Below are 26,565 nucleotides of genomic sequence, written 5' to 3' on the forward strand. Positions count from 1 at the left end.
TTGAGAGTTTTATTAATAAAATTAGTTGTATACTTTACTCTTTTTTTCTTTTCGATAATATACTTGGCAGTTGCACATTAACTGCCAATTTATGAATAAATCCAAACACTAATCCAATCCCGATAAATATGTATAAAATCGTAAATACCTTTCCAAAATCAGTTTGCGGACTAAAATTCCCATCACCGACAGTCGTCAACGTGACCACACTAAAATATAAAGCATCAAGAGGACGTAATCCGTCAACTGTACTATAAAAAATCGTACCAGATGTTAATGTTAAAAATGTTAATACGAATAATACTTGAAATTCTTTATCTTTCCACGCTCGTAAACAAGCTTTTAACATCCGTTTCAATGTCAACATAAATGAAAGCATTAGACTTCCCCTTCCAAACAAAATACCTTTAGTTAAAGGAAAGTTTATCACCTTTCTGTATAGAAAAAAAGTAGCCCTCTTCTATTTCTAGAAAAGGGCTACTTTTTACTATTCTCTATTATTTAGGTGAAACAAGAATTTTCACTTGTGTTTTATCTTTTACAAGTGCTTCAAATCCTTCTTCAACAACTTGATCCACTGTGATTTTTTTCGTAATTAATTTCTCTGCTTGAATTTGGCCAGAGCTAATTAATTTAATAACAGCTGGGAAGATATGACGGTATCCAAGAATACCGATAACTTCTTTTTCTTTTAGTACAAGGTTGTTTGGCGTAATTGTCGCATCTTTTTCCCACACACTAACAATTACAGTTTGTCCTTCAAAACTTGTACTTTCAATCGCTTGACGAAGTACTACTTCGACACCTGTTACTTCAAAGCTCACATTTACACCTAAACCATTTGTTAAGTTACGAATTTCTGCTAGTACATCTTGAGTTGCTGGGTTCAATACATAATCAGCACCTGCTAATTTAGCTAGCTCTTGACGTTCTTTAGAAAGTTCCACTGCGATAACAGGAGTTGCTCCTGCTGCTTTTGCTGCTTGGATTACAAGAAGTCCAATCGGACCACAACCAAATACCGCTACAGCTTCTCCCTCTTTTAATTTACTTTGACGTACTGCATGAACTGCTACTGCTGCTGGTTCTACAAGTGCACCTTGTTCATACGTCATTTCATCAGGAATATGGTGGACCATATCTTCTGGTACTACTGTATATTCAGAGAAACCGCCGCCTTCTCCGCCAAGACCGTGGAAAACAAGTTGTTCACAAACATTGTAATGTCCGTGTTTACAAGCTTCACATTTACCACAAGAATAAATTGGTTCTACAACGACGCGATCTCCCACTTTATGAGAAGTAACGCCTTCACCGATTTCAACTACCTCACCACTAAACTCATGACCTAAAATAACCGGTGCTTTTACGTGTGTTAATGGGTGCTCTTCTGTTGGAATAAAAATAGGTCCTGCTAAATATTCATGCAAGTCTGTTCCGCAGATACCACACCATTTCACTTTAATCTTAACTGCTCCTGGTCTTACAGTTGGTTCTGGTACTTCTTCTACTCGTACATCGCGTTGATTATGCCAAAGTAATGCTTTCATTTTATACATCCCTCTCTACGTATATACTTAACCTGGTGAAGTTTACCAATCTATTATAATACTTCTATCCATATATTTCAAAAAAACAATCTCGATTCCACTAAATTTTAACAAATAACGTTCAATATTTTGTCACTTTGTACTTTTTTCCACATCTGTTAATGCTAATTTCATTGCGGTTGAAATTAGCATTATGCCATAATAGCATAGGAGAGGTGAATATCGCTTGAAATATTTTATTTACTTTATTGTTATCGTAGCGTTTTTAGATACATTTTCACAATTACCTATTATGAGTACTTTCGCTCAAAGTCTTGGAGGAACCCCTCTTGTTATCGGGCTAGTTATCGGTATGTACTCATTCGCTAATATGATCGGTAATATTATTGCTGGCGCTGCTGTCGATAAATTTGGTGCAAAAAAAATACTTTATATAAGCATGGGACTTACGAGTTTCATAGTCTTGTTATATACCGTTGTTCAAAGTGGTGAACAACTATTAGTTGTGCGCTTTATGCACGGTTTTAGTGACGGATTTTTAATTCCTGCTGCCTTTACGTTTTTATCAAAGCAAACGAATTCAGCAAGGCAAGGTAAAGCAATGGCTCTATCTGGTGCCGCTGTTGGAACAGCTGCAATCGTAGGACCTGCTTTCAGCGGCATTATGAAAGCAACAGCTGGTATAGAGTGGGTGTTCATTACTATTTCTATTTTAATGGTCCTTGGTACAATCGTATCTCTATTTTTCTTACCAAATAACGTATCAAGAAAAGATACATCAAGAACACAAATGATGAACAAAGAAGATATGATTGAACTATTGAAATCAGAACCGTTATTACAAGCATATATTGGTGCTTTCACACTAATGTTTTCACAAGGGATTGTCACTTATATGTTACCAGTAAAAGTTGAGGCATTAGCACTTAAAGCATCTACAACAGGCATGATGTTAAGTGTATTCGGAATTACCGCTATCCTCTTCTTCTTACTGCCAACAAATCGCATTTACGATCGATTTAATCGTTCCAAACTAATGCTAATCGGGATTGCAGTAATGGCACTAGCGTTATCTTTACTCGGATTATTTGCAACAAAAGGCATGCTCTTTATCGTTATGATAATTTATGGAATTGGATTCGCTATCCTCTTCCCAGCAATTAATGCTTTACTTGTTGAAAATACAACAGATAGTAACCGAGGGAAAGCATTCGGATTGTTTTATGCATTCTTCTCGTTAGGAGTTGTTGCTGGCTCCTTTACAGTCGGAGCAATCGGGGCATCGCCTAGCGTCAGCTTCGTTATCGGAACTGCATTCTTGTTAACATTTGCTGGAATGATTTTTGTAAGAAGCAAAGTAAAAAAGACAATGATGGGTTAATTCCATCATTGTCTTTTTTTAAAATGCATATTGATATAATCCGTAATATAATGGCAGCGTTGGGATAATACCAATTAATTTGAATATAAAAGGTAGCGGGTCATCCTTCTCTTCATATAAACGTAAAACAAAAACTGCAGTTAAAGTCCAAATGATGCTAAATACGAAGATGCATTGCCAAACGATCGGCGTCAATATTTGTACATCAAAAACAAATCCAAATAGTCCTATCCATGTAATAATAGTCACCACAAAATCAAACTTTTGAATTAGTGTTTGAAACATGCCTCTTACTAGCGAAGTTATAGTTAATATCGCTATAATTACTAAATAAACTTTCCACAACATAATGATAAGCTCCTATTCAACTTTTGACTTTCAACAAGCCGTATTTAATAAACAATATGGCATTATATTTTTCATAAAGATAATACAACGGATAACAAAATAAGAAGAAAATAAGTACAGTTGGTACATCATCTATAATAGAAAAATATTTTACTAGTAATTCCTTAATACTCTCTCCAATCATAATAAACAGTGGAATTATACAAATTGCCGCTAATATTAAACATGGTGTGATCCTCATTTCTTTTAATTTCACCTTACAGTGTGGACACCTGAATGAAAAAGGATGCGGAAGATCAATAATATGTTGTGCAGTAATATTCCCTTCACACTGTGGACATTCAATTATTTCTTTCATTTAGTTCACTCCTTTCTATCCATAAAAAAGAGCCCTATCGAATAGAGCTCTTTGATTGCCGAATATATCACTTTTGTGTATAGCCAAATAACAATGTAAATAAATTAAACTGTAAAGGCAATACTACATTTCTTCATCTACAAAGAAAGTGTATAAATACCGACGATACTTCGACAATTTCCTCGGAAATATTTCCTTTACCCACATAATTTGATACACTACATATGAACAGACAATTGTATTACATAAGCTAAAATAATAACTTAATGTACAAATTAAAAAGCACACTCTTCATATGAAGAATGTGCTTTTATGTTATTAACGTTTAATCCAAACAGCGCCTGCCGATTTATCCTCTGCCTGTCCAACAACTTGGAATTTAAGTCCAAGGTTTGGAACTTTTCTTCCCGCGTCTGCAATTTGTTTGTTACTATATACTTTTGAATCATCAAAAGTTGTAACACCTTGTAATCCAGAATAGTTAAACTGTCCACGTGTTAATGAATTTGCACTCCATGCGGGTGTTTGATCAAATGAAAAGGCAGCGTCTGCAATTTGCATGCCTGTATTACCATACGCTGGTTTCCCGTTTAAATTACCAACAAACGCTTCTGGATGAGAGTCTACAACACCAAGGAAGCCTTCACCTGGATGTACCCCAACCCAGTTATCTTTGAAACTATCATCTGCATACCAAACGACAAGACCAGTATTATACACCGGACCTTTTCCTGCTTTTAATCCATTATCTGATCCAGCATAGTTTCTCCACTCTAAATAATAATAATGTTGTTTCTTCTCTGTCCCATCAGAAACAACGAATCCATTTAACTTCATTTTAGACTGTCCTTCTGCGTCATCTGAAAATACTACTTGTCCATCAACTGTTACATTTACATTATCCATTGCGAAACCTTTATATGTTAAAGCTGGATCTGTAATATAGTCGAATTGTAGTTTAACTTTCTTCCCTTTAAATTGACTTAAATCGTATGATTTATCAATCCATTTTCCATCTGTTGTATCTTTATCTTCTTGGACTATGTTTTCTCCCAATCTATCAATTAATGTTTTCGTTCCATCTTCAGTTACAGCATGTACTTCGATGAAATCACACTCTGCTTCTAGTTCATAATTCGCTTTATAATCAAATTTCGCATTTGTTCCTTTTGTTAAATCAAAGAATGGTGTTTCTAATGTCGTATGCATATCATCTCCTCTTGTACTATAATATGCATGCTTTCCAAACTCCGGTTTAATTGTTTCAACACTTTTACCTGGTAAGTTAACACGTACAACGCCTGGACGATTGGATTTCGTAACACTTTGATCAATATATGTAGGAACGCCTACACCACTCTTAATTTTATCGTAATCTACTTCTAAAATTTTCGCCCAGTTTCCACCCATATTCTTTTGTAAGAAGTCTTTATTTTGTGGTGAAAAACTAGTTGGCTCTGTTCCTGCGATTTTTCCTGTCCAGCTACCTCCACTCATTAATGACCACGCTTCAACAGGTGAACCAGTTCCAGTATATTTCGTGTCATATTCATCCGGTAAGCCAAGGTCATGTCCAAATTCATGTGCAAACACACCTACCGCACCGTCTTCTGGTTCAATTGTGTAATCATGAGCCGCTACTTTTCCACCAAAGTAATCTACATTTGATTTTGTACCTTCAATCGCTACTGGATCTGTTGCTAATTTTGAACGATGTGACCAAATCGCATCATCACCTAATTTACCGCCACCAGCTTCTTGACCAACACCAGCATGGATTACCATTAAATGATCAATTACACCATCAGATTCATTTTGATTACCATCACCATTTGTATCATATCTGTCAAATTGATCAAATTGAGATAAATCTAATCCCTTTTCAGCTGCCACATTTAAAGCTTCCTTCACTAAATCACGTGCGCCTTTTGGTCCTTTATTATCGTGACCACTACTACCATCAGCACCGTAGTCAGACGCTTTTCCTGGAACAGTTAGCCACTCCGTTACATATCCATCTGTCGTATAACTTCCACCAGACTGCTCTTCATAATATTGTTTAAACGTTTTTACTTTTGAACCATCAAATAATGTGTACGGTTCATTACCAAATAACATTTTTTGATAATGCTCTCTACTAAAGTCATTCGAATACATATATCCTGGTGTTTGATCAATATTATTATGTTTATAATCACTAAATTCAACGAGTAATACTAATACTTTATCAGTTCGAACAGACCCTTTATACGGCGCTTGCTTTGCTTTAGAAGTTGGGACTTGTCCATTCAGTTGTTTTTTATTTGGTTCTGGTTTTTGCTCAGGACTCACATTTTTTTCAGGTTTCTTTACTTTCTCCTTTTCCTCCATTTTCTTCTCTTTTACTTTTTTCACGAAATCAGATGCCTCTTTAGCAGTATCCGCCGGAAGAATTTCTTTATTTGCCTGATCCCCTTGCTTCTTTTCAATATATTGCTCTACAGCCTTTTTCGTCTCTTCTTTAGAAGAGGCTGGATTAATCGTTCCTCTTTCTTTCAGCGCTTCTGCTAAACGATCTTCTTGAATTAAATTATGATCAATTGGCGTTGTAGACACACTTTCTTTTGCTGGCGTTTCTGCGTATGCTAACGGAGCACTCATTACAGCTGAGCATCCGATGAGTGTCGCGATCGTTAATGATGACAACACTTTAAATGGCGCTTTTTTTCTCATTTTAATCATCCCCTTGTATCAATCTTAAACTTCAGATAAAAATATGTAATCTATCCTCCCTTGTATAATAAAAGACATGATTCTATAAGAAATAAGCTTTCTGTTATAGAATCATGCCCTCCAGTTTTCTGGTCAGACCCTCTATCTTTTTATGTCGAAATGTGAAAAATAAAGAGTGATTTGTATATATTAAATAGCTTATATTAAAAATTTAAAAGACAATATGCACAATTGCATGAAAATTCTTTCAAACAAAAAAAGAACCCAAGTTAATTAAACTTGGGTTCTCTATTTCGTATTATTTCTCTTGTGTTTTTTCCCAATCAGCTAAGAATTTCTCAATTCCTTGATCTGTTAATGGATGCTTCACTAATGAAGCGATTACGTTTGCTGGGATTGTTGCAATATGTGAACCGTTTAATGCTGCTTCTGTTACGTGAACACTATGACGTACAGATGCTGCAATGATTTCTGTTTCAATGCCGTGAATTGCAAAGATTTCTGCGATTTGGCGAATTAAGTCCATACCGTTATGACCGATATCATCTAGGCGACCTAAGAACGGTGAAACGTATGTCGCACCAGCGCGAGCTGCAAGTAATGCCTGCACCGCTGAGAATACTAATGTAACGTTCGTACGAATTCCTAAATCTGAGAATGCTTTTACTGCTTTTAAGCCTTCTGTTGTCATTGGAACTTTTACAACAACGTTTGGAGCGATTTTTGCTAACTCTTTTCCTTCTTCAATCATTTTATCAGCTTCTAAGCTAATTACTTCTGCGCTTACAGGTCCTTCAATAAAGCTGCAAATTTCACGAATACGCTCATGGAAATCTACGCCTTCTTTTGCTACAAGTGATGGATTTGTCGTTACTCCAGCTACTACACCTAATGAATTTGCCTCTTTAATTTCGTTAATGTTTGCTGTATCAATAAAAAATTTCATTTGTTATTCTTCCTTCCTAATTTTCATTTTATATTTATTTATTTTTTCTTAATAAGCTCTAATTCAATCGGAATAAATTTGTCCACTTTTTTACCTTGTGTTATCTCTTTCGCTGTTTCCATCGCCTTCTCTCCGATTAATTCTGGTTTTTGAGCGACTGTTGCTGCCATACGCCCATCTTTAACCGCTTTTACAGCATCATCCGTTGCATCAAATCCAACAACGACCACATCTGTTTTACCAGCAGATTTCAATGCCTCAATTGCACCTAATGCCATTTCATCGTTATGAGCAAACACTGCTTTTATATCGCTATTTGCTTGCAAAATATTTTCCATAACGGATAATCCTTTTGCACGATCGAAATCAGCTGCTTGTTTTGCTACTACTTTTAAAGACTTATCAGCTACGTTATGGAATCCTTTCCCACGCTCACGAGCAGCAGACGATCCAGGGATTCCTTCTAACTCAGCAACATTTGTTCCTTCACCAACTAACTCCCGAATGTAATCACTAGCCATTTGACCACCTTCTATATTGTTGGAAGCAATATGAGAAACAACTTTACCTGAATTCGCAACCCGGTCTACTGTAATAACAGGAACATTGGCTGCATTAGCTGCACTTACCGCTGAAGCAACAGCATCTGAATCGGTTGGATTAATAACAATTACATCGACACCTTTTTGAATTAAATCTTCAACATCATTTGTTTGCTTCGCCGCATCATTTTGTGCATCAACAGCAATCAATTCAATGCCGCTTTCTTTCGCTTTCTTTTCTGCCCCTTTTTTCAAAGTCACAAAAAATGGATTGTTTAAAGTTGAAACAGAGAATCCAACTTTAATAGTTTTATTTCGACCTTTATCGCCAGAATCCTTTGCCCATTCTGGTGGTTCCATTGAACAACCAGCAGTAATGACCATAATACATGCAACGAGTATAAGTAACCATTTCTTCATGAACTGTCCCTCCATTACGCTTCTTTTCGACGATCAATTAATACAGCTAGTAAGATTACAAGCCCTTTTACAACTTGTTGGAAGAAAGAAGATACGCCTAACAAATTTAAACCGTTATTTAGTACACCGATAATAAGTACACCGATGAATGTACCAATAATCCATCCTCTTCCCCCAGAAAGACTTGTTCCACCTAATACAACTGCTGCAATTGCATCTAGTTCGTAAGAAGTACCTGCAGTCGGTTGTGCAGAATCTAGTCTTGAAGTTAAGACAATACCTGCAAGCGCTGCCAAAATTCCGGAAAGACCGTAAATCATTACTTTAATTCTCGTAACATTAATACCTGATAATGCTGCCGCTTCTTCATTTCCCCCAATTGCAAATGTACGGCGACCAAATGTCGTTTTCTTCAAAATGAAGTACAGTACTGCGAAAGCGATCATCATTGTAACAGCTGGTACCGGAATACCGAGAAAATAACCGCGGCCAAACATTTGGAACATTAAATGATCACCAAGACCAGTGATCGGACGTCCGTCCATATAAACAAGCGTCAACCCGCGAAAAATAGTCATTGTTGCTAAAGTTGCAATAAACGGAGCTACTTTTCCCTTCGCAATAATGATACCGTTTACAATCCCCATTGCAAGACCTGCTAATAATCCAACTACCATTGCAAGGAACGGATCCATGCCACTTGCCATCATTCCGGCAACAAGTGCACTTGATAATGCTAAAATAGAACCTACCGATAAGTCAATACCCCCTGTTAAAATAACGAAGGTCATTCCAAATGCAATGAGTGCATTAATCGATACTTGGCGCAGTATATTAAATAAATTTGGAATTTCAATAAATGCTGGATTTAAAGCTGTAATTACTACGATAATTAATACTAATCCAATTAAAGAACCAAGTTGTTGTAATACATTCCCCTTCTTAGCCATATCTTACTCTCCCCCTGTAGCTAGTGCCATAATAGACTCTTGCGATGCCTGATCTTTCTCTAAAATACCACCGATTTTCCCTTCATGAATGACGAGAACTCGATCACTCATTCCTAAAACTTCTGGAAGCTCAGACGATACCATAATAACGGCATCTCCTTGCTCGGTAAGGTTATTCATAATAGAGTAAATTTCTTTTTTAGCCCCAACATCTACACCTCTCGTTGGTTCATCTAAAATGAGTAACTGCGGATGAATACCTAACCATTTTGCAATTACAATCTTTTGCTGATTTCCACCAGAAAGAGATTTGACAGCTTGCTCTCCGTTTGCTGCTTTCACATTAAGAAGCTTCATCATATCCTCTGTAAATTGCCGTTCTAAACCTTTATTAACCACGCTTCCCTTTGAAAGACTTTCTAAATTTGGTAAAGCTAAATTTTCACGAATCGAAAAATCTAACACAAGCCCTTCAGATTTTCTATCCTCTGTAATAAAGGCAATTCGTTGTCTAATCGCATCAATTGGACTATCAATTTTTACTTCTTGTCCATTCATGAAAATTTTTCCTGAATCGAGCGGTTCATATCCAAATATTGCTTTCATAATATCCGTGCGACCAGCTCCCATCAAGCCCGCAACACCAAGGATTTCACCTTTTCTAACTTGAAACGAAACATTTTCAAATTTTCCTTTTTTCGTTCCGTTTCGCATTTCAAAAATCACTTCGCCAATTTGACTATTTCGTTCTGGATAACGTTCACCAATACTGCGGCCCACCATCATGCTAACTACTTCATCAAATGACGTTTCTGGAATTAATCTTTTCCCTACATATTCTCCATCACGCAAAATCGTAATAGCATCACATATTGAAAAAATTTCTTCCATCCGGTGTGAAATATAAACGAATGAAACGCCCTCTTTACGCAATTTATTAATAACAATAAACAGAGTTTCAATTTCGCGATCTGTTAATGCTGCTGTAGGTTCATCCATAATAATAACGCTCGCCTTTGTCATTAATGCTTTAGCAATTTCAATAATTTGCTGTTGTCCAACCGATAGTTCACCTGCTAGCATAGCACCTCTCACATGTAGACCAAGATCTGCCAATTGCTGCTGGGCAATCGCACTCATTTGACGCGTACGTAAAATGCCCGTTTTCCCATACATTAACTCTTTTCCAAGAAACATATTTTCAGCTACCGTTAAATTCGGTAATATGTTCAACTCTTGATGGATAAATGCAATACCGTACTCTTCCGCTTCTTTCGCATTTTTAAAAGTTCGTTCTTGTCCATCAATTGTGACTGTTCCACTGTCTTTTTTATATACACCTGTTAGAATCTTCATGAGCGTCGATTTCCCCGCTCCATTTTCCCCCATCAATGCATGGACTTCTCCTGTTTCAATCATAAACTGTGCGTTTTTTAGAACAGGATTACCACTGAACGCTTTTGAAATGTTCTTCATTTCAATATGCATTCTCATCACATCCCTTTATTAAAAAATCACACCTGCATGTAAAATAACATTCGCATAAGGCGTTGCTTCTCCTGTACGAATAATCGCCTTCGCTCTCTTTGTATGCTCTTTAAATTCCTTATGAGACACATATTCAAATGCTGGCTCTATTAATCGCATCTCAACTTCTTTATTTACCTCTGCATTATTCATAATAACTTCTTCTGCTAACGTCACTTTTTCAATTGCCATATCATCAGCAACTACTTGTAATACGTCTAAAAATCTAGGCTTTCCGATTTTAACTGCTAAATCAATTCGTTTTACTCCATCAGGAATAGGTAACCCACAATCAGCAATTACAATCGTATCTGTATGTCCAAGTGAAGCAAGGACTGCTGCGATTTCACTATTTAATACACCGTGCTTTTTCATCCAACAATCACCTGCACTTCACGTACTCTATCTCTCGTTGGCATACCGCCCTGTGCCCCAAGTTTCGTTACAGAAAGACCACCAGCAATATTTGCAAAACGAATTGCCTTTTGAAGTGTTACTCCTTCAGAAAGCGCAACTGCTAACGCACCGTTAAATGTGTCACCTGCTCCAGTCGTATCTACTACATCTACAGCGATACTTGGAACTTGAACAACTTCCGTTCCGTTATGGAAACGAACACCATTAGACCCTTCCGTCATCAATAGCTTATTTGGATATTTCGCAAGTAACTCTTCAATTGGTGATGTGAAATCATTTAATACGATGCGACATTCATGTTCATTCGGCGTAATATAAGTCGCTTTTTCTAAAATATCTTCTGATAAAAATTGTGCTGGAGCCGGATTCAACATAACTGGAATTTTATGCTCCTCACAAATAGACAGAACGTATTTTACTGTTTCAAGCGGAATCTCTAGTTGAAGAACAACCATATCAGCTTTTACAAGAAGGTCTTTTGAACGATCTACAACCGACTCATTTACAAGAGCATTTGCTCCTTGTACGACAACAATACTGTTATCCTCTTCTGCTAAAACGATATGAGCGATTCCTGTCGTCCTATCTGTAACCGGTACCACATAGTCGATAAAAATGCGTTCGTTCTCCAAGTTTTTTCTAACTACTGTTCCGTAATCATCATTTCCTACTGCACCAACCATCGCTACATTTGCTCCTAATCTAGCTGCAGCAACTGCCTGGTTTGCCCCTTTTCCTCCTGGTATCGTATGAAACGCTTCACCAATTACTGTTTCTCCTGCTTTCGGCCGTATTTTTGAAACAGCCACTAAGTCCATTGAAATGCTACCTACTACTGCAATATTTGGCATCTGTCTCATCTCCTTACTTCGTTGTATTTCGTTCTATAATTTCAATCGGTAAACGATAGTGTTTCTCTTCTAATGGATTTCCTTCCATCTGCTCTAACAACAATTCTGTTGCAATTTTCCCCATTTCATAAATTGGCTGTGCAACAGTCGTAATAGATGGATACATCATTTCAGTTAAAGAAATCCCATCGAATCCAATAATTTGTAAATCGTTTGGAATAGAAATTCCCTTTTGAAGTGCAGCCTTTACAATACCAATTGCAATTAAATCATTCCCAGCAACAATTCCATCAATATGCGGATATTCTTCTAATAATTCCACCGCTACCCGTTCACTATTAGCTGGATCGAATGTACTCTCTGCAATCATATAAGAAAGATTATTTTGCGTAATAACGTCTACAAAACCTTCAAAACGTTCATTAGCTGTGCTCACATCACGCGGTCCACGAATATGTGCAATATGTTTACACCCTTTGTCTATTAATAACTTTGTCGCCGACTGGCTCCCTGCATAGTTATCTGCATATACAGTAGGAATGCGCTCATTAAACATACGGTCAATCGCAACAACTGGAATAGACAAATTCATGTAATTAACACTATTTTGTGGATTCGTTGCTACAATAAATCCGTCCACATTATTTTGTCTAAGCACATCAATGTATTGCTTCTCTTTTTCTAAATTTTCATCAGAGTTACAAAGTACAACTGTGTAGCCTTGCTTATGTGCTACATCTTCTACAGCACGTGCAACTTCCGGAAAGAATGGATTCACGATATTTGGAACAACTAAGCCAATTAAACGAGACTTTTTATTATATAAAGAACGCGCTACTGTACTAGGCTTATAATCTAGCATTTCAATTGCTCGCTCTACTTTCTTTAATGTGTCCTCATGGACATATCCATTTTTATTTAACACTCTGGAAACGGTCGCAACAGATACCCCTGCTAATTTTGCAACGTCTTTAATCGTACTCATTCTCTTTTCTCCTCATTTCATGTAACCGTTTACAGAAAATAATATAACGCATTTATAAAAATACGTCAATCATTTCTAACTAAAAAGCATCGCCATAAGGCGATGCTTTTTTATTACGAATATGATACAGTTTTTTCCTTTTCTTCTACAGCAGGCTCTTCAGCATCTTTTTTACGATCAGACAGTTTAATTTTCTGTAAGAAAATCGTAAAGATAGCACCTACTACGATAAATACCAATCCTGTTAAGAATACAGTATGAAGTGAGTCCACTAAAGAGCTTTTCAAAATTGGTACGATGCTATTAGAAAATGCTTCTGGCATTTGTTTTAATGCCTCTGGACTAAATAGCATAGAATATAAACTTTGTGGATCTGTATGAATCATATCTTTAAATTTTGTTACCATTTGTCCCGCTTCTTTTGGGAATGTGTCTAATACAGGTACTAATTTATTTGTTAACGTTGTGCCTGAAGTGTTATTCATAATTGATCCTAAAATTGTAATCCCAAACGTTCCACCGATTTGACGGAAGAATTGACTTGATGATGTTACAACGCCAAGATCTTTTTTCGGGAAGCTTTCTTGTAATGCTAATGTTAATATCGGCATAACAAGACCCATTCCTAAACCGATAACCATCATATAAGAAGTAGCGGTAAGCTTAGTTGTGTGCATATCCATCGTTGTTAATAACCAGAAACCACTAGCCATAATAAGCATCCCTGTAATAATTTGTGGTTTCACACCAATTTTTAATACAAGCTGACCACCAATAATACTCATAACGATCATTGTAATCATCATCGGTGTCATAATCGTTCCTGATTCAGCAGCACTTACGCCTACAATTCCTTGCATAAAGAACGGTACGAACATAATTGCTCCAAACATTCCGATACTCATAAAGAAACCGATCGCATTCAGTAGTGTAAATGTGCGGTTTTTAAAGAAGTGCATCGGTAAAATTGGTTCTTCAGCCTTCGTTTCAACGATAACAAAGCTAACAATACCAATGGCAGCTAGTGCAAATAACCCGATAATTTGCCAAGAACCCCATGCATAATCTTTCCCGCCAAACGTTAACGCAAGTAATAAACTTACAACACCGAGAATCATCGTGAAGATTCCAGCGATATCAATTTTAATTGGTCCTGTTTGTTTATGTGCTTTTAATCCCATTGCAATGAAGATTGTCGCTAAAATACCAACTGGTAAGTTAATATAGAATACCCATCTCCAGTTCACTGCGTCTACAATCCAACCACCAACTTGTGGTCCAATTACAGAAGCAAGACCGTATAGAGCGCCAAAAATACCTTGCCATTTAGCACGTTCTTTTCCCGTGAACATATCTCCGATAATAATCATAGCCATTGGCATCATAATACCGCCACCAAGACCTTGAATACCACGGAAAATAATTAATTCTGTCATACCGTTTGCCATACCACATAACGCTGAACCAACCATAAAGATAATTAATCCTGCTATATATACGTTACGACGCCCAAGTAAATCCGCTAATTTACCTGCAATCGGTACAACCGTTGTTGATGTTAACATGTAAGCTGTTGTTAACCATGTCATTAAACTTAATCCACCTAGTTCACCGACGATACGCGGCATTGCTGTACCAACGATTGTTCCGTCCAATGCAGCAAATAGCATTGCGATTACTAAACCGATTAACAACAACTTTCTATTCTGATTTTCTTGTTGCTCCATGTAATCTCCTCAATTCCTCTTAGTTTTTCTCTTTTTTCTCTTTTTTCTCTGGTTTCCCGCAAATAATTGTTTCTAGCTTTTCAAAGAGGCGCAACAAATCTTCCCTCTCTTGTAATTCTAAGTGTGAGAAGTATTTTGCAATATGCTCATTACGAGCCGCCATCGCTTCTTCTACTGTAGTTTTCCCCTTCTTCGTTAGCTCAATGACAACAACGCGGCGATCATTATCGTCGTGATAGCGCTCTACTAACCCATGATCAATTAAACGATCAGTCATTACTGTAATCGCGCTCGGTTTCACGTACATTTTCTCCGCCAATTGTGTCGCTCTTGAAGCTCCGTAATGATCTAAAATCTTTAAAATATAAAACTGCGGTGGTGTAAGTCCTGATGCTTGCATTTGTTCTAATAGCTCTGTTTGCATTTTCTTTCCTATAGCGAATGTAAGAGCTTGAATCTTATCAATATGAGTCATATCATTTGGCATGTTATCCACCTCTTATTTAAGCAATAAAATATTTAACGTATTTAAATATTAATCCCACAAACAAAATACGTCAACAACTTTCTTTATAAAAACGTTTACATTCTTGTCACAAAGTTGTATAATTTTCGTCGAAGTTAATATTGACAGTCACGGAGAATCGGAGTATATGGCTATGAATCATAAAAAAGGGAACTTTTTTATATTTCATAGCCTTTTTGTATTCTCTCTGTCTTAAAACGCTTCCAATTAATTAGGGGAGGATTTTCATTTTATGTTTTTCACACAATTATTTAAACCTGCGCCCCACGCAGAACGCTTACCAGCTGATCGCACTGATAGCGAATACCGCAAATTGCGTTTGCAAGTATTCTTAGGCATCTTCATCGGTTATGCGGGTTACTACTTTGTTCGAAAAAACTTTTCACTCGCAATGCCATACTTAATCGAACAAGGCTTTAGTAAAGGGGAACTTGGGGTTATCCTTTCAGCAGTATCTATCGCTTACGGATTAAGTAAATTTCTTATGGGTATCGTATCCGATCGTTGTAATCCTCGCTACTTTTTAGCAGCTGGGCTATTTTTATCCGGTATCATTAATATTATTTTCGGCTCATTTTCTTTCATTACAACGAGCATTATACTTATGTTTGTACTTCAGTTTTTAAATGGATGGGTACAAGGTATGGGATGGCCTCCTTGTGGTCGTACGATGGTTCACTGGTTCTCCGTTAGTGAACGTGGTACAAAAATGTCTATTTGGAACGTCGCTCATAATGTCGGCGGCGCGCTTATGCCTTCTCTCGTTACATTAGGCTTATATTTCTTTGCAAATGACTGGAAAAGTATATTTTACTTCCCAGGTATTCTTTCAATTTTGGTGGGGATTTATGTATTAATTACGATGAGAGATACACCTCAATCTTGCGGATTACCTTCTATTGAAGAACATACTGGGGAATATCCATCAGATGAAAAAGTAGCGGACCGTGAACGCGAACTTTCGGTAAAGGAAATTTTATTTACATACATATTAAACAATAAGTTTTTATGGTACATCGCTATCGCTAACGTCTTTGTTTATTTCGTTCGTTACGGCGTTGTAGACTGGGCTCCTACTTATTTAGTAGAAGAAAAAAGCTTTACTCACAGTAGCTCACGTACAGCTTATGCTCTATACGAATGGGCTGGTATTCCAGGTACACTTCTTTGCGGATGGATGAGTGATAAACTATTTAAAGGGCGCCGCGCACCTGCTGGCATTCTATTTATGGTCGGTGTATTCATTGCCGTTCTTGTTTACTGGCTAAATCCTGCTGGGCATCCAATCATTGATAGTATCGCACTTGTTTCCATTGGATTTTTAATTTACGGACCTGTTATGCTAATTGGTCTTCACGCGCTTGACTTAGCACCCAAAAAAGCTGCTGGAACTGCCGCTGGGTTAACTGGGTTCTTCGGTTACCTAGGGGGAGCTACTTTTGCTAGCGCAGCTATGGGCTTTATTGTAGATGGATTCGGATGGGACGGCGGATTCATTTTGCTCCTTGCTTCTTGTGTGCTTGCAATGTTCTTCCTTGCTCTTACTTTAAATACAGGATCTGCTAAATCAAAAGAAGTTTAAACAAAATATAATGTGTAGAAAAATAAACATAAAAATAGCTCTCAGCATTTACTTACATGCTAAGAGCTATTTTTTATTTATCGTTCTTCTCTTGCTATTTATATTAATCATTTCCCTTCTATTCATACGATTAAAACATTTGCTGAAACATCTTTATTAAAACAGCTAACATAACAGATCCAGTAAATCCACCTAAACAAATTAAACTTACCCCTTGGCTATAAGATAAATTTTGAAATGATTTCATACCTTCCATCCTCCCTATATCCCCTTTGATATTCTTATTGTATCAATGGGAAAAATTTCATAACATCGATTTCGCTGACAGCTAACTTACAAATTTGTAAGTTAACATTTTTTTTAACTTATATATATTCTGTCCACATTCTCCCTCTTAATACATCAAAAAAGACCTCGAATTATATCAAGGTCCTGCTTACACTACAGAATATCTCACTTTATTTTATAATCATAACCGGGCATTTCACACGCTTTGCTATTTTATGACTTACACTACCAAGCACCATCTCTTGCAGTGTATTTAGCCCTCTACTCCCAGCAATAATAAGATCTATATCTCCTGTATTTACATATTGAACAATCGTATCTCCTGGATCGCCATGTAGAATCGTAATTTTGTAGGAAATGTTCTCTTTCTTTAATAAACCCTCAATCTCTTTTAATTTATCTTTTCGACTAGCTGATATTGTTTCTAAATCCGTTTGTCCTTGTATAATATCTGACTTTGCCGTTCTATTATCTACTACGTACACAACTTCAACATGTGTTTCTTCGTTAAATTTCGCAATATATGTTGCATGCTCGGCTGCTCGAAGTGCATGTTCAGAACCATCGCATGCTAATAAAATTTGTTTGTACATATGCTGAATCCCCTTTTCGTTATCCTACCCGTATTATATAATAAAGCCCCCTAAAAAGGAGGCTTCTAACTAGCAATTCTCTTATTATAAGTAGCTAAATTCGCAACGAGCTTCGAGCTACGTTCATTTAACCCTGTGATCCTTACTTTCACACCGTTCTGTTCATATTTCATGATAACTTTATCAATTGCCGCTACTGCTGAATCATCCCATACGTGTGCGTTAGTAAAGTTCATCTCAATTTCTTTCACATCTTCATTGTATGAAAAAGCATTTATATACTCTGCCGTAGATGCGAAGAATAGTTGGCCGTGAATTTCGTATATTTTCTTATTTTCAATATACAAATGTTTCACGTGAATCTTTGCCATATTGAATGCAAATAAAACTGCACTAATTATCGTTCCGATAATTACACCTAATCCTAAATTATGTGTAATTAGGACAATCACAACTGTTACGATCATAACAAATGCGTTTCCTTTTGGTACTTTATGAATCATCGCTACAGAGTTCCAATCAAACGTCCCAATCGAAACCATAATCATAACTGCAACTAAAGCTGCCATCGGAATATGAACAACGTAATCACCTAAAACAAATAGCAATACGATTAAAAAACCACCGGCTACAAGCGTCGATAATCTCCCTCGACCACCTGATTTAATATTAATAACAGATTGTCCAATCATTGCACATCCTGCCATTCCTCCGAAAAACCCAGCAACAACGTTCGCAATCCCTTGTCCACGTGCCTCTTTATGCTTATTACTTTCCGTATGTGTCATATCGTCTAAAACCGACGCCGTTAATAATGACTCTAGTAAACCTATAACCGCTAGCATAACTGAATACGGTAAAATAATTGCTAATGTCTCAAGTGTAAATGGAACATCAGGAATACTAAAGAACGGTAATTCTTTCGGTAAGCTTCCCATATCCCCTACTGTTTTTAACTGTAATCCGCTCATAAGTGCAATGCTTGTCACAATAATAATTGAAATAAGTGTAGACGGAACAGCCGTCGTAATACGTGGAAATAAATATATAATTGCAAGTCCTAATGCGACAAGTGCATACATTTGCCAAGTTGCATTTTTAAAATGCGGCAATTGCGCTGTAAAAACTAAAATTCCAAGTGAATTTAAAAAACCACTCATAACGGATTTAGGAACAAACTTCATAAATGAGCTCAGCTTGAACACTCCAAAAATAATTTGAACAATACCTGTTACTATTGTCACAGCAAATAAATATTGCAAACCGTGATCCTTCACAAGAGTGACCATTAATAATGCCATCGCACCCGTTGCCGCCGAGATCATCCCTGGTCTTCCGCCGACAAACGAAATTGTAACCGCAATACAAAAGGCCGCGTACAATCCAACCGTCGGATCTACACCTGCAATAACAGAAAAAGCTATCGCTTCAGGAATTAATGCTAAAGCAACAACAATCCCCGATAGCACGTCCCCTCTCATATTTGAGAACCATTCATTTTTTATAGTTTGAAACAAAGTAACACTCCTCCACTCTTTTATCATTTGATTTTCTCCATAAGAAAATCAAGGCCGACTGCACGAAGGCTATTATATAACGAGCAAAGGATGTTGTGCTATGTAAAAGTTTCCTAAAGAAAAGACGCTACCTTAGCAGCGTCTTTTCTCATTTCATTAATGTCCACCGTGACCTTGACCACTTTCCTGAACAATTTCTAACCTCTCATCCAATATACCTTGTGTTTCAAATGAAACATCACTACTACTTCCTAATAGGAAACCATGGTTATACGGTCCAAGTGTTGGATCATCTTTAAACTTCGGCTGAATAGTAGCAAGGAAGTCATAAACTGGTTGTGAAGCTTTTCCTTCCTCAAGCAAAACAACAGGGGCATGTTTACCCATATGTGAAAACGGTGCTCCCGCAATTGCTAAGTCTGGTGTTTTGCTTGAAACAAATGACAAACCGTGACCTGGTTTTGTGAATCCCCAGCCAAATTTCGTTTTTTCATCTTTAAATTTCGCAAATGCAACCGAATTTTCTGTTGGAGTCTCCCCACTAATACGCGTTACTTTCCCGTATTTACTTAACTCTTTTTCTACTTCTTTCGAAACGATTTTTTCTGGTCCTAACACATATATATTCGCTTTATCTTTTCTCGTCTTTAATGCCTCTATTGTCGCTTCTGGCACTTTATTTTTTTCAGTATATAGAAGAGGTTCTGGCATATGAGAAATCCAATTTACAGCTGGTGTTGTATATAAACGTCCTTCTTCTTCAGACGAACCGATAATAACGCTATTTGGATAATTTCCTGTTATATCGGCATATTCTTTATCAACATCTTTAGCAAATTTAGCTGGATCCGTTTCTTTTATTTGCTTTACTTTATATTCTTTTAATTGCTCTAGGCTAGATGCCCCTATATCCCCCATCACCATAATTTGCGTTCCATCTTTCGTTCCGAGCGGATTTAATCGTTTTATTTCTTTTAACGTCATTTCGGGTACCTTTTCTTTTTCTATAAATAAAATCGGTCCGTTATTCGGATGATGAATAAGATCCGCACTTGCAATACCTAATTGCCACTCGCTTACTGGCACTAAAATAATAGCGCCTGGCTGATTCTCTTTATGCGTTGCTGGCCATATCGTTTGCGAAGTTAATACTGCCATTTGCAGAGGATCATTTGTATTTAATCTCGTTACATTTTTTAAACTTGTCGTTAATAAATCATTCGATGCACCTTGATTCATTTCCTTTTGCTCTGTTTTCTTCTCTTCTGTAGATTCATGATTTTTATGATCTGTACTCGTTTGTCCGCATGCCGCAAGACCGACTGCTGCAATTATTGTTATCCCCAAAATTCGGGTCATCTTTTTCACTATATCGCCTCCGTATTATTCGTTTTCGAGCCAATATTATTACCTAAAATGGAATTTCAACTTTACAATAACAAGCAATTCTGAAGAAATTATGCAGATGCATTATAATCTGCACCATTTCTTCATGATTTTGCCTTACAATTTAAGTAATAACTACAAATGCGGAGGTACTCTATGATCGATATACTACTCGTAGATGATGAACCGAGAATGCTTGAATTATTAACGCTTTATCTTACTCCAATCGGATATAACTGCGTATGTGCAGCATCCGGAGAAGAAGCTATTTCACATATAGAAAATCGAAACTTCAAATTTGTTTTACTCGATATTATGATGCCAAAGATGGACGGGTGGGAAACTTGCAAAAGAATTCGATCATTTAGTAACGTTCCTATCATTATGGTAACTGCTCGTGATCAGACGGTAGATGTCGTTCAAGGGTTAAAAATTGGAGCAGATGATTACGTGACGAAACCATTCCACGAAGAGGAGCTCTTCGCAAGAATTGAAGCTGTTTTACGCCGAACCAATCAACATGCACAAATCCAATATCACGGCATTTTATGGGATGAGGCCAAGCATTTCATTTCTGTCCATAATGAAGAACTTCTTCTCACCCCAATCGAATTCTCTTTACTCGGATTATTTTTACGTCATGTGAACTACGTATTAAGCCGTGATCAGCTCATTGAACGAATTTGGGGATTAAATACAAATACAGAAGATAGAACAGTCGATTCACATATTCGTAATTTACGTGATAAATTACGAAAAGTAAATTTCCCCATTGATCACCATTTAAAAACTGTTTACGGAGTAGGATATCGATGGATTGATATTGAAAACTAAGGAGCAAAACGATGAAGCGAATTTCTATTCAACTCGGATTTTATTTTCTAATTGTTACACTTTTAATCGAAAGTGTTCTATTTGTCTTGCTCTATTATAGCCTTGTAAACAATAGAGTAAATGAAGAAATGACTGCTTTATTAAAGCGTGGAAATAGTCACCGAGATGTCCTTGAAAAATATTTTGACAGGCAAACAATCTCCCATGTTGCTTTAATGGAATCCGAAGCTGAAACAACTGTTATTATTACAAATGCAAATAAGGAAATACTAGCTAAATCCAATGAAATAAATACTACTATAAAAAAACATATTGAAGGAATGCAAACACGAACAGATCATGATGGAGCAATTATAGAGAATCATTGGAAAACATCTAATTATATATGTACAGTTAGCCCAATTGTAGTGGCAGGAAAAACGGAAGGCTATGTATATATGTTTCTCGGGACGGAATCAATCGAAGAAATGGTTAACGGGCTCACACGGCAATTCATTATCGCTGGAGTCATTACTTTCCTATTAACAGCCATCACCATTTTTCTATTATCACGTTTGTTAACAAAACCATTGTTACACATGAAACAAGCGACTGAAAAAATGAGTAAGGGCGATTTATCCGTTTCATTAACAACTACTCGAAATGACGAAATTGGTGAACTAGCACAATCTATCCAAACTCTCGCAAATGATTTACATTACATGAAAACAGAGCGAAGTGAATTTCTAGCAAGTGTTGCTCACGAATTACGAACACCATTAACGTACGTAAGAGGTTATGCTGACATTGCATTAAAAGAAAACACACCCCCAGAGCAACGTCTACGATACTTATCCATTATAAAAGACGAGTCTGATTATATTACAAACTTAGTTCAAGATTTATTTTCACTCGCTCAAATGGAAAAGCATAACTTTTTCATTCAAGTACAGGAAGTGCATTTACACACCTTCCTTACTCGCATCACTGAAAAAATAAATGTGATGTACGGAGAAAAACAAATTAAAGTTGTTTTCACATGTCCTTCCTCACTCTTAGTAAAGCTAGATGAGCAACGCTTTGAACAAGTTATGGCTAACATTTTAAATAACGCGTATAGACATTCAAAAGAACATTCTCATATTAATATTTCTGTTACAGAAGAACATAAACATATTTCCATCAAAATTAAGGACAAGGGAGAAGGTATTCCCCCTGAAGACCTCCCTCACATTTTCGACCGCTTTTACCGTGTTGATAAAGCGCGCTCTAGAGCTACAGGAGGCACTGGTTTAGGGCTCTCCATCGTAAAAGAAATCGTAGAACTACACGGCGGGAATATTACTGTCACAAGTGAAATTGATCACGGATCTTGCTTTACAATTTCATTGCCATCTATATAGAAACACGACTATCATCAATAGTCGTGTTTTCTTATCCTTTAGGACTTTACTTTATAATATAAATTTACGAATTGGCCAAAACGTTTCGTATCCGTTAAAGTTAAATGAATTTCCGGGTTCTTTTCTTTAAATAACGGAACTCCAGAACCTAATATGTGAGGTGTAATCGTAACAACATATTCATCAATTAAATTATTCTTAAAGAACTCTCTCAGTAGACTCCCTCCACCGACCATCCATATTTTAGATCCTTCCTGCTCTTTCAACCTTTTTGTAAACTCTAATACATCTTCATTTACAAACTCTACATGTTCGTTTGAACCTTTTTCTGAATTAGAAAAAACATAACATTTTTTATCTAGGTACGGGAATGTTTCCGTATGCTCTACCACATAATCGTACGTTCTCTTTCCCATAATTATCGTATCAATTGTTTCGTACATTTCTGTATAACCGTTGTCTCCCTCACCTTCTGTTTCCATTAACCACTCTAAATCATCATCTTCTTTCGCGATAAATCCATCTAAGCTCGCTGCAATAAATAAAACAATTTCACGTGACATATCTTTTCCTCCTTACAGCTTCTATTGATAAAATCATCTTATAAGCACTATACTAACCATAAAACATGACAACTTATGTCATGTTAAAAAAGAAAAAGGTGATATCCTTGTCAAAAGCAAAACGTTTACTAGACATTCTTATATTTGCTTCTACAAAAAAAACATTTACAGCTCAAGAAATAGCTGATGAATTTAATATTTCCGTTCGTACGGTCCATAGATATATTTTAGATTTAAGTGATATGGGATTACCCATTTACGCTGAACAAGGTCGTAATGGAGGATATAAAGTATTAACGAATAAAGTCATTCCCCCTATTTTATTTACCGAAGAAGAAGCAGTATCCATCTTTTTTGCTTTTCAGTCTTTAAGCTACTACAGAGACTTGCCTTTTAACACAGAAATCAATTCCGTTACGCATAAACTGTATAGCTCCCTACAACATGATGCGAAAGCGAAAGTTGATAAAATACGATCTTATATCTCTTTTTGGAATCCGAAGAGAACAATTGATACACCTCTTTTAAACGAAGTATTAACCGCGGCTATTGAAAATAAAAATTTACACTTTCAATACGAATCTAAATCAGGGATAAAAATAAAATATGTTCATCCTATCGGTGTATATGCTCATGATGGGCTATGGTACTTACCATCCTATGACTTCAGCAGCAAAAAAATATTACTGTATCGCGTTGATCGTATTCTTTCTATATTATCAACAGAAGAAAATAAAGATACGTTCATGAATTTAGAAGAATGGTTTGCCTCTAGCTCTAACGTAGTGCATATTCCTACCCAGTTACATGTTTTATTAACGACTGAAGGCGTGCGCCAATGTAAAAGCGTTCCTTACCTTGAAGAATTCGTGGTAGTAAACGAAGACGGGGCAGGTTATATACATTCAACAATTGATAAAGGTGAAATTAACTTTATTACCCCTTTATTTTATAGACTTGGAAAAGATGCAAGAGTTTTAGAACCGAAAGAATTGATAAATGGTTTACGTATACGTGCAAAAGAGGTTTTACATATGTATGAAGACGAAAAAAGCTGCTAAATATAAGCAGCTTTTTGTGTATTTGTTCCTATTGTTTTGACTGTTGACGAATATCAATCCACCAACGATATGACGCATTCATATTTTCAGTACTTCCATTCCCTCTGTAATGAAAAGCATCAAGGAAAATTGAATCTAGTTTATCCTCATCCACAAAATAACCCAAGTTAACTTTCATCGTTTGGCCAGGTCGGATACTGCCAATATTGTAAAAGCTTTTTCCATCTCCATGAGGTTCTAAATAATCGACTTCGCCCGTCATAATACGCGTTGCATCCATTCCCTCTTCTTTAGCGTAGTTCCATGCATTTCCTTCAAATTTAAGCTGTTTTATGGATGGAGTCATATAGATTTCTTCTGTCACCTGTTTACCTATATTTTTCACTGTTGTTGTCAAGTAGACAAATTTAACATTAACTAATTTCGAATCTACTAATGTATCAATTGAATCTTTACCATTCCCTAATTTATATACATCCCGTCTGTACGATAGCAATTTTCCCATCTGATCTAAAGCCTTCTTCTCGCTTAATATCCCTAAGCCAAGTTCATTAAAGTTCTCTTGTTTAAAATCTTTAATCGAATCAAAAACTTCAACTTTTTCTATCACATATTCAATTTGGCTGTTATCCATAGATATCGTTACTGGAACCTTTTGTCCTATGTGAAATAGTCGTTTACTATCTTTTTTCAAAGGAATCGCCTTAGTTTTTTTAGGTTCATCCGCTTCACTAAAATACTTTTTATCATAATCTGTTATATGTGCTGCCTTTTCTTTTGACGTAGGCTCAAGTGAAATGTTCCCTAACACATCCATCATTTGTTCTTCATTTACATCTGATCCAATAAAACTTTCTAACATAATCCCTTCTTTCTCAAAAAAGAGAAAGACCTTCCTATCAAACATTACATTGTTGTTTCCAGTTTCTTTATGAACAATTACTGCTTTCCTGCCATTTATCTCTTTTTCTTCATAGCTTTTTGAATATAAAGTTTGAAAGTCCGCATTTCCCCCCACTCTCCAAAGAGCGAATGAAAATCCACCCATTGCGTCGTTATCTTTAAATGAATATTTCATAGCCGAGTCATCAATTGCTTCCATATTTTCTAGTAATTTACCAACTTTCAACTTATACCACTTATCAATAGTATTCGATTCCTTATTCGTTACTGAAACATTTACTTCGTAATTTTGTTTTTGAACAATCATATTATAGACTTTTACTGCACCAAAAACGGTTGTCGGCATACCAATCAATAAACAGGCCGCAGCGATTAACATACGATGTCTTTTACGCTTTGTCTGTGGTTGTCCATCTTTCAGCTTCATTTCCTCCATAAACAATTTCTTTTTGCGCGTATATGTATGTGAAAATTCATGTTGTTCATCCAGTTTATCAAAATCATCTAAAGCGATTTTTTCAGCAAGGTCATACATTTCTTTGGAGTTCTTTGAATTCGTCATTTTGTATACCTCCTATAATACTTTGTACTCGTTTTCGAGCGCGCTCAAATTGCTTGCGGACATTAGCCTCTGTTATCCCCATTACACTTGAAATTTCTTGATACGTTAAGTTATAGAAGACTTTGTACTTAAACACTTGTCTGTTAGATTCATTTAGCTCTTTTAGCAATGTATCAATCTGAACCTCAGACATTAGACGTTTTTCCCACTCTTCAATATTTTCATCTACTACCTCTGTTGATTCTCGTTGATATTCTTCTAAAAATGTTTCATGTCGTTTATTTTTCCGGTAACTATCAATCGCCTTGTTTTTCGCGATCCTCAAAATATACTGTTTAAGCTCTTGAGTGTTCAAACTATGCAGCTTTTCCAAATTCTTATAAAGAGTAATAAACGTCTCTTGAACCGCATCTTCAGCTTGCTGAATATTATTTAAAATAGAATAAGCTACATAATAAATTTTTTGCTCATACAACTCGTATAGCTCTTCCATCTTTTCGTAATCTTTGTTTGTAACTTTCATATAATTCCTCCTCTCATTCTATATAACGAATGAGCGATATACTTTGTGACACTGCAGAATTCTTTAATAGATAAAATCGAATAATAGAATAAGGAAAAGCCCAATTTCTCTATTTTAACTGAGAAATTGGG

26 protein-coding genes are annotated in these 26,565 nt (G+C 36.3%); 5 read left to right on the forward strand and 21 right to left on the reverse strand.

The features are described 5' to 3' along the window. Window positions 1–34 precede the first annotated feature (34 nt). Window positions 35–379 (reverse strand): potassium channel family protein, encoded by a 345-nt coding sequence (locus tag JFU18_RS12185; RefSeq protein ID WP_201050314.1) that lies wholly within the window; start codon window positions 377–379, stop codon window positions 35–37. Between the two features lie 118 nt (window positions 380–497). After that, window positions 498–1,550, reverse strand: a complete 1,053-nt coding sequence (gene bdhA, locus JFU18_RS12190; RefSeq protein ID WP_000645834.1) for a (R,R)-butanediol dehydrogenase — start codon at window positions 1,548–1,550, stop codon at window positions 498–500. 226 nt (window positions 1,551–1,776) lie between these two features. On the opposite strand from bdhA, the gene JFU18_RS12195 reads away from it, so the two are divergent. Then, window positions 1,777–2,931, forward strand: coding sequence for an MFS transporter (locus tag JFU18_RS12195; RefSeq protein WP_201034718.1), 1,155 nt, complete (start codon window positions 1,777–1,779; stop codon window positions 2,929–2,931). An 18-nt stretch (window positions 2,932–2,949) separates the two neighbouring features. Here JFU18_RS12195 and JFU18_RS12200 read toward each other — a convergent pair whose 3' ends face one another. The 12 genes from JFU18_RS12200 to JFU18_RS12255 all read right to left on the reverse strand — a co-directional run bounded on the left by JFU18_RS12200 (window position 2,950) and on the right by JFU18_RS12255 (window position 15,201). Beyond that, a complete protein-coding gene (locus JFU18_RS12200; RefSeq protein ID WP_078185075.1) occupies window positions 2,950–3,279 on the reverse strand; it encodes a hypothetical protein in 330 nt (109 codons plus the stop codon). A gap of 16 nt (window positions 3,280–3,295) precedes the next feature. Further along, window positions 3,296–3,637: a hypothetical protein gene (locus tag JFU18_RS12205; RefSeq protein WP_002125258.1), complete on the reverse strand. Its 342-nt coding sequence runs from the start codon at window positions 3,635–3,637 to the stop codon at window positions 3,296–3,298. Window positions 3,638–3,955: 318 nt separating this feature from the next. Next, window positions 3,956–6,349, reverse strand: coding sequence for a M6 family metalloprotease immune inhibitor InhA2 (gene inhA2, locus JFU18_RS12210; protein WP_201032472.1), 2,394 nt, complete (start codon window positions 6,347–6,349; stop codon window positions 3,956–3,958). Window positions 6,350–6,647: 298 nt separating this feature from the next. Continuing rightward, window positions 6,648–7,295, reverse strand: a complete 648-nt coding sequence (fsa, locus tag JFU18_RS12215; RefSeq protein WP_201032471.1) for a fructose-6-phosphate aldolase — start codon at window positions 7,293–7,295, stop codon at window positions 6,648–6,650. Window positions 7,296–7,333: 38 nt separating this feature from the next. Further along, window positions 7,334–8,257, reverse strand: a complete 924-nt coding sequence (rbsB, locus tag JFU18_RS12220) for a ribose ABC transporter substrate-binding protein RbsB (RefSeq protein WP_201034717.1) — start codon at window positions 8,255–8,257, stop codon at window positions 7,334–7,336. Between the two features lie 14 nt (window positions 8,258–8,271). Beyond that, on the reverse strand, window positions 8,272–9,207 hold the full coding sequence (locus tag JFU18_RS12225; RefSeq protein ID WP_201034716.1) for an ABC transporter permease subunit: 936 nt from the start codon (window positions 9,205–9,207) through the stop codon (window positions 8,272–8,274). Between the two features lie 3 nt (window positions 9,208–9,210). Further along, on the reverse strand, window positions 9,211–10,695 hold the full coding sequence (gene rbsA, locus JFU18_RS12230) for a ribose ABC transporter ATP-binding protein RbsA (RefSeq protein ID WP_201034715.1): 1,485 nt from the start codon (window positions 10,693–10,695) through the stop codon (window positions 9,211–9,213). Window positions 10,696–10,713: 18 nt separating this feature from the next. After that, entirely contained in the window at window positions 10,714–11,109 is a 396-nt protein-coding gene (gene rbsD / locus JFU18_RS12235) for a D-ribose pyranase (RefSeq protein WP_201034714.1), read from the reverse strand. Beyond that, window positions 11,106–12,002 carry a ribokinase gene (gene rbsK / locus JFU18_RS12240; RefSeq protein WP_193663973.1) on the reverse strand — a complete coding sequence of 299 codons (897 nt, stop codon included), beginning with the start codon at window positions 12,000–12,002 and terminating at the stop codon, window positions 11,106–11,108. Before rbsK ends, rbsD begins: the two co-directional genes overlap by 4 nt. Window positions 12,003–12,015: 13 nt before the next feature. Then, window positions 12,016–12,987 carry a ribose operon transcriptional repressor RbsR gene (gene rbsR / locus JFU18_RS12245; RefSeq protein ID WP_201034713.1) on the reverse strand — a complete coding sequence of 324 codons (972 nt, stop codon included), beginning with the start codon at window positions 12,985–12,987 and terminating at the stop codon, window positions 12,016–12,018. 113 nt (window positions 12,988–13,100) lie between these two features. Beyond that, on the reverse strand, window positions 13,101–14,714 hold the full coding sequence (locus JFU18_RS12250; RefSeq protein WP_044444494.1) for an MDR family MFS transporter: 1,614 nt from the start codon (window positions 14,712–14,714) through the stop codon (window positions 13,101–13,103). Between the two features lie 19 nt (window positions 14,715–14,733). Further along, entirely contained in the window at window positions 14,734–15,201 is a 468-nt protein-coding gene (locus JFU18_RS12255) for a MarR family winged helix-turn-helix transcriptional regulator (protein ID WP_002140385.1), read from the reverse strand. A 271-nt stretch (window positions 15,202–15,472) separates the two neighbouring features. Between JFU18_RS12255 and glpT the strand changes: the two genes are divergently transcribed. Continuing rightward, window positions 15,473–16,822: a glycerol-3-phosphate transporter gene (gene glpT / locus JFU18_RS12260; protein WP_002063790.1), complete on the forward strand. Its 1,350-nt coding sequence runs from the start codon at window positions 15,473–15,475 to the stop codon at window positions 16,820–16,822. Window positions 16,823–16,952: 130 nt separating this feature from the next. On the opposite strand, the gene JFU18_RS12265 is transcribed toward glpT, so the two are convergent. From JFU18_RS12265 to JFU18_RS12280, 4 genes are all read right to left on the reverse strand, one after another. Continuing rightward, window positions 16,953–17,069, reverse strand: coding sequence for a DUF4027 family protein (locus JFU18_RS12265; RefSeq protein WP_201032468.1), 117 nt, complete (start codon window positions 17,067–17,069; stop codon window positions 16,953–16,955). A gap of 211 nt (window positions 17,070–17,280) precedes the next feature. After that, a complete protein-coding gene (locus JFU18_RS12270; RefSeq protein ID WP_002010593.1) occupies window positions 17,281–17,703 on the reverse strand; it encodes a universal stress protein in 423 nt (140 codons plus the stop codon). A 65-nt stretch (window positions 17,704–17,768) separates the two neighbouring features. Continuing rightward, window positions 17,769–19,220 carry a SulP family inorganic anion transporter gene (locus tag JFU18_RS12275; RefSeq protein WP_201034712.1) on the reverse strand — a complete coding sequence of 484 codons (1,452 nt, stop codon included), beginning with the start codon at window positions 19,218–19,220 and terminating at the stop codon, window positions 17,769–17,771. A 156-nt stretch (window positions 19,221–19,376) separates the two neighbouring features. Next, window positions 19,377–20,588: a cell wall-binding repeat-containing protein gene (locus JFU18_RS12280; protein ID WP_201034711.1), complete on the reverse strand. Its 1,212-nt coding sequence runs from the start codon at window positions 20,586–20,588 to the stop codon at window positions 19,377–19,379. 174 nt (window positions 20,589–20,762) lie between these two features. Between JFU18_RS12280 and JFU18_RS12285 the strand changes: the two genes are divergently transcribed. Both JFU18_RS12285 and JFU18_RS12290 read left to right on the forward strand, forming a co-directional pair. Then, entirely contained in the window at window positions 20,763–21,440 is a 678-nt protein-coding gene (locus JFU18_RS12285) for a response regulator transcription factor (RefSeq protein ID WP_061689168.1), read from the forward strand. Window positions 21,441–21,451: 11 nt separating this feature from the next. Beyond that, window positions 21,452–22,822, forward strand: coding sequence for a sensor histidine kinase (locus JFU18_RS12290; RefSeq protein ID WP_002167094.1), 1,371 nt, complete (start codon window positions 21,452–21,454; stop codon window positions 22,820–22,822). 38 nt (window positions 22,823–22,860) lie between these two features. On the opposite strand, the gene JFU18_RS12295 is transcribed toward JFU18_RS12290, so the two are convergent. Further along, the gene (locus tag JFU18_RS12295; protein WP_016101817.1) at window positions 22,861–23,385 is read right to left on the reverse strand and encodes a dihydrofolate reductase family protein; all 525 of its coding nucleotides are present in this window, start codon (window positions 23,383–23,385) and stop codon (window positions 22,861–22,863) included. Window positions 23,386–23,450: 65 nt separating this feature from the next. Between JFU18_RS12295 and JFU18_RS12300 the strand changes: the two genes are divergently transcribed. Further along, window positions 23,451–24,446, forward strand: coding sequence for a helix-turn-helix transcriptional regulator (locus JFU18_RS12300; RefSeq protein WP_201034710.1), 996 nt, complete (start codon window positions 23,451–23,453; stop codon window positions 24,444–24,446). Window positions 24,447–24,474: 28 nt separating this feature from the next. Here the strand turns inward: JFU18_RS12300 and JFU18_RS12305 are convergent, their stop codons facing one another. Further along, window positions 24,475–25,911 (reverse strand): DUF4367 domain-containing protein, encoded by a 1,437-nt coding sequence (locus JFU18_RS12305; RefSeq protein WP_201034709.1) that lies wholly within the window; start codon window positions 25,909–25,911, stop codon window positions 24,475–24,477. Further along, window positions 25,877–26,434, reverse strand: a complete 558-nt coding sequence (locus tag JFU18_RS12310; protein ID WP_201034708.1) for an RNA polymerase sigma factor — start codon at window positions 26,432–26,434, stop codon at window positions 25,877–25,879. Before JFU18_RS12310 ends, JFU18_RS12305 begins: the two co-directional genes overlap by 35 nt. Window positions 26,435–26,565: the final 131 nt, after the last annotated feature.

The organism is Bacillus sp. TH22 (assembly GCF_016651015.1).
Lineage (GTDB): Bacteria > Bacillota > Bacilli > Bacillales > Bacillaceae_G > Bacillus_A > Bacillus_A mycoides.